4 protein-coding genes are annotated in these 4,115 nt (G+C 63.5%); all 4 read right to left on the reverse strand.

The window, feature by feature from the left end; genetic code table 11:
• The coding region (locus EN969_RS19665; RefSeq protein ID WP_164758357.1) for a CvpA family protein at window positions 1–368 on the reverse strand (368 nt) is incomplete at its 3' end.
• Between the two features lie 63 nt (window positions 369–431).
• Window positions 432–1,835, reverse strand: a complete 1,404-nt coding sequence (gene radA / locus EN969_RS19670) for a DNA repair protein RadA (protein ID WP_013532526.1) — start codon at window positions 1,833–1,835, stop codon at window positions 432–434.
• Between the two features lie 222 nt (window positions 1,836–2,057).
• Window positions 2,058–3,548 carry a replicative DNA helicase gene (locus EN969_RS19680; RefSeq protein WP_013532525.1) on the reverse strand — a complete coding sequence of 497 codons (1,491 nt, stop codon included), beginning with the start codon at window positions 3,546–3,548 and terminating at the stop codon, window positions 2,058–2,060.
• 220 nt (window positions 3,549–3,768) lie between these two features.
• Window positions 3,769–4,115: small ribosomal subunit Rsm22 family protein (locus tag EN969_RS19685; protein WP_245467465.1), on the reverse strand; the 347-nt coding region annotated here is incomplete at its 5' end.

Genomic DNA, 4,115 nt, shown 5'->3' on the forward strand with positions numbered 1-4,115 from the left:
AAGAACAGCAGGGCGACGGCAACGACCAGGATGCCGCGCGCGGCGCCGTAAAGGAAACCGAGCGTACGATCGAGCGCGCCGATCCGGGAATCGATGATCCAGTCGGCGAGCTTCATGGTGATGACCGAGACGACGATCAGCGCGATGATGAAAACCACGCCGGCGGCGGCCGCCATGGCGACCTTTTCATTCTCGATGTAGGGAGCGAGGTAAGGCACGACCGGCTTGTAGAAGAAGAACGCCGCCGCTGCCGCCGCGGCCCAGGAGACGACGGACAGGACTTCGCGCGAGAAGCCGCGAACCATGGCGAGCATCGCCGAAACCAGAGTGAAGCCGACGAGAATTCCGTCAAGCAGCGTAATCGGCATGTCTTTCGCCCCACTCCATGAGCCGCATTATAGCGCCGAACATCGGGCTCTGGGTCCGATGCTCTAGTCTTCTTCGTCCACGCGGCTTCGGCGTGAGCCGGCTATGCGTGCCACGAGGTCGGCAAGCTCGGTCGGCTGGAAAGAACCGGCCCCGATCCCCCCGGCCAGTTCCCCGCTGCCCGAGGGCAGAACCGCGCTTCCAAAACCCAGCTTTTCGGCTTCCTTGAGGCGCTGTTGCGCATGCGCAACCGGCCTCACGGCGCCCGAAAGGCTGATTTCGCCGAAATAGACGCAATCGGCGGGAAGGGCAAGACCGGTGAGCGAGGAAACCAGGGCGGCCGCCACTGCGAGATCTGCCGCGGGCTCCGAAATCCGGTAGCCGCCGGCGACATTGAGATAGACATCATGGCTGCCGAATCGCACCCCGCAATGGGCTTCGAGAACCGCCAGGATCATCGACAGCCGGGCGCCGTCCCAGCCGACGACGGCGCGGCGCGGCGTGCCGAGCGAGGAGGGTGCGACCAGTGCCTGGATCTCGACCAGCACCGGCCTTGTCCCCTCCATGCCGGCGAAAACCGCCGCCCCCGGCGATTTGGCATGGCGTTCGCCAAGAAAAAGCTCGGACGGATTGGCGACCTCGCGCAGGCCCTTGTCCGACATTTCGAAGACGCCGATCTCGTCGGTCGGTCCAAAACGGTTCTTCACCGTACGCAGGATGCGGTAGTGGTGGCCGCCTTCGCCTTCGAAGTAGAGCACGGCGTCAACCATGTGCTCGACGACGCGCGGCCCGGCGATCTGGCCTTCCTTGGTGACATGGCCGACCAGTACGATCGCCGCACCCGTGGATTTCGCATAGCGGATCATCGCCTGGGCGGCAGCGCGCACCTGGGTGACGGTTCCGGGTGCCGAATCGGCAAGGTCGGTCCACAGCGTCTGGATCGAATCCAGGATGACGAGATCAGGCCGCTTGCCGTCGGCGATCGTCGCCAGGATGTCCTCGACATTGGTCTCGGCGGCAAGTTCCACCGGAGAGGAGGCGACGCCAAGCCGCTGCGCCCGCAGCCTGATCTGCGCGACCGCCTCTTCGCCCGAGACATAGACGATGCGGTGGCCTTTTGATGCCAGCGCCGCGGCCGCCTGGGTGAGCAGCGTCGACTTGCCGATGCCGGGGTCGCCGCCGACCAGCAGCGCCGAGCCGCGCACGAACCCGCCGCCGGTGGCGCGATCGAGTTCGCCAATGCCCGAGATGATGCGTGGCGCGTCCTCGATATCGCCGGACAGCGTGGTCAGCACCACGGCGCGTCCCTTGCGGGCGTTGCGCGTGTTGGCTGGTCCTGAGCCGATGCCGCCGGACGTGCCTTCCTCGACCAGCGTGTTCCACTCGCCGCAGGCATCGCATTTGCCGGCCCAGCGCTGATGCACCGATCCGCAACTTTGGCAGATGAATTGGACGCGCGACTTGGCCATTAGATGGAAGCCACGCCGTGACAGGCTGGCGGGGCAGCGCCCCTCTCTGGCCTGCCGGCCATCTCCCCCTCCAGGGGGGAGATTTGCAGCTTCAGCGCTTGCGCCTTCTTTTCAACGCCAAAAATTGGCGAAAGCGTCGATGCCATCCGATCTCCCCCCTTGAGGGGGAGATGTCCGGCAGGACAGAGGGGGGCGCCAAGGAATGGGACCTGTCTCAATAGGTCACTCGAACCTTTCCGGCAGATGATGCTCCTCGGCGAGGTCGGAGAAGCGGGTGAACTCGCCCTGGAAGGCAAGGCTGACGGTGCCGGTCGGTCCATGGCGCTGCTTGGCTATGATCACTTCGGCCTTGCCCTGGACCTCGATCATCTTCGTCTCCCAGGCGAGATGCTCGGGCGTGCCTTTCTCCGGCTCCTTGTTCTTGATGTAATATTCCTCGCGGTACACGAACAGCACGACGTCGGCGTCCTGCTCGATCGAGCCCGATTCGCGCAGGTCGGACAGCTGCGGATGTTTGTCGTCGCGGCTTTCGACTTGACGCGAGAGCTGTGAGAGCGCGATGATCGGCACGCCCAACTCCTTGCCGAGCGCCTTCAGTCCGGTGGTGATCTCGGTGATTTCCTGGACGCGGTTCTGCGACGCCTTGGCAGATGAACCCTGCATCAGCTGGATATAGTCGATGACCATCAGGTCCAGCCCGCGCTGGCGCTTGAGGCGGCGGGCGCGCGCCGCGAGCTGGGCGATCGAGATACCACCCGTCTGGTCGATGTAGAGCGGGCGCTTGTGGTTCTCCTGCGTGTAGGCGACAAGCTTGCCGAAATCGGCTTCCGTCAAATCGCCGCGCCGGATTTTCGATGATGGAATCTCGGTCTGCTCGGAGATGATGCGGGTGGCCAGCTGCTCCGACGACATTTCAAGCGAGAAGAAGCCGACGACGCCGCCATTGGCCGCCTTGACGGAGCCGTCGGCCTGTTGGGCAGGCTCATAGGCGGCAGCGATGTTGTAGGCGATGTTGGTGGCCAGCGACGTCTTGCCCATGCCTGGGCGGCCGGCGATGATGATCAAATCCGAAGGCTGCAGGCCACCCATGCGATGGTCGAGATCGCGCAGGCCGGTGGCAATGCCGGACAGGTGGCCATCGCGCATATAGGCCGCGCTGGCCATGTCGACGGCATTCTTCAACGCATCGGAAAAGCTTTCGAAACCGCCATCGTAGCGGCCGTTTTCGGCCAGCTCGAACAGCCGCCGCTCGGCATCCTCGATCTGTTCGCCGGGTGCCATGTCGACCGGCGCGTCATAGGCGATGTTGACCATGTCTTCGCCGACGGTGATCAGCGCGCGGCGCGTCGCAAGGTCATAGATGGCGCGGCCATAGTCGGTGGCGTTGACGACGGTCACAGCCTCGACCGCCAGCCGCACGACATATTGCGCCATCGTCATGTCCCCAACCTTCTCGTCGGCCGGCAGGAAGGTTTTCAGTGTGATCGGCGTCGCCACCTTGCCCATACGGATGAACTCGGACGCCACCTCATAGATCTTGCGGTGCAGCGGCTCGTAGAAATGGCTGGCCTTGAGGAAGTCAGAGACGCGGTAGAAGGCGTCGTTGTTGACGAGGATGGCGCCGAGCAACGCCTGCTCGGCCTCGATGTTGTTTGGCGCTTCACGATAAAGCGGTGTTTCCGCGACGCCGAATTTTCGCGCTGCCTCTGCCATGATATCCCCGATTTCAATCCCGGCCTTTCGATATCAGAACGTGATGAGTCGGTGCTGACCTTTCTGCATCACTACCCAACCAAAGAACCTTGATGCCCGTTGTTCACAGGAACAACCAATCGTCCACAGGAGAGTATTCGCGTGCCCCGATTCCGGTTGACTCGACAGGGCGTGGATCTCTATCTGACTCGTCGGAACAAAGCAAGAACAATGGCACTGTTCATTTTGCGATGTTGTCCAGCCTGTCGCCCCAGTCCAATCGCCGGGCCAACTTGAAGTCGGCGCCGTCGCGCTTGGTGAACAAGCGCTCGGTGGCGGTGCCGTCGTCCTGGCAAAGCTTGAGCAGAACCTTGCCGGAGCCGGATTTCGGTGGCGCAAGAACTCGTGCCTGGTGTGATGTGGGGCCGTCGCGAGAAGCCGCGACGTAGATGAATTTCTCGTCTTCCCACGGCACGTCGGCATCCTTGGCCAGCCGATGCAGGCGCGAGCGGGCGACGCGGCGGGAAAAATGGCACCAGTCGGGCTGGACCAGCGGGCAGGGCGCCTGATGCGCGCATGTGCTTGCGC

Origin of the sequence: Mesorhizobium sp. M7A.F.Ca.CA.003.01.2.1, assembly GCF_003998945.1 — a bacterium.
In the GTDB taxonomy this organism is placed as follows: Bacteria; Pseudomonadota; Alphaproteobacteria; order Rhizobiales; family Rhizobiaceae; genus Mesorhizobium; species Mesorhizobium ciceri.

Excerpts from the sequence above, each read along its gene's own strand:
- radA (WP_013532526.1), bottom strand. The coding sequence starts at position 1,835 with ATGGCCAAGTCGCGCGTCCAATTCATCTGCCAAAGTTGCGGATCGGTG.
- EN969_RS19680 (WP_013532525.1), bottom strand. The coding sequence starts at position 3,548 with ATGGCAGAGGCAGCGCGAAAATTCGGCGTCGCGGAAACACCGCTTTAT.